Source organism: Mesorhizobium sp. P2_B5, assembly GCF_056404775.1.
Genome location: NZ_JBFUDJ010000035.1, coordinates 1 through 550, shown reverse-complemented (window position 1 = coordinate 550; position 550 = coordinate 1). Strand labels below are relative to the sequence as shown.

General features: G+C 67.3%; 1 protein-coding gene. It reads left to right on the top strand.

The window, feature by feature from the left end:
• On the top strand, positions 1-542 hold a 542-nt coding region (locus AC1D1N_RS32345), incomplete at its 5' end, for an alpha/beta fold hydrolase (protein ID WP_477353349.1).
• Positions 543-550 lie beyond the last annotated feature (8 nt).

Sequence of the window (550 nt, the reverse complement as noted above, 5' to 3'; positions counted from 1 at the left end):
GTGTGAGCATGGGCGGCATGATCGCGCAGCGCGTTGCGGTGTTGGCTCCCTCGCGCCTGCTCAGCCTGACCAGCATCATGAGCTCCAGCGGCGCGCGCGGCCTGCCGGAAGCCAGTCCGGCGGTGGCCCGTGTTCTGCTCAGCCGGCCTGCTGGCAGAGGTGTGCAGGCCGCCGTCGACCACACGGTGAAGCTGCTCAAGGCCATCGGCAGCCCGGGCTTTCCCATGGACGATGCCGAGATACGCGAAAAAGTCACTGCCGCGGCGCAGCGCAGCTTTCATCCGCAGGGCGTTCTGCGTCAGATGGTGGCCGTTGCCGCTGACAGTGCCCGCGCCTCCGCACTTGCCAGGGTGACGGCGCCCACGCTGGTGGTGCACGGCCAGGCAGACCGGCTGGTGCCCATGGCCGGCGGGCAGGACACGGCCAGGCGCATTGCCGGTGCCCGTTTTGAAAGCATTGAAGGCATGGGACACGATTTGCCGCCCGGTGTTGTTGACCGTTTGTTGGCGCTGCTGATCCCCCACTTCAAAGCGGCAAGCTGATACAGCCC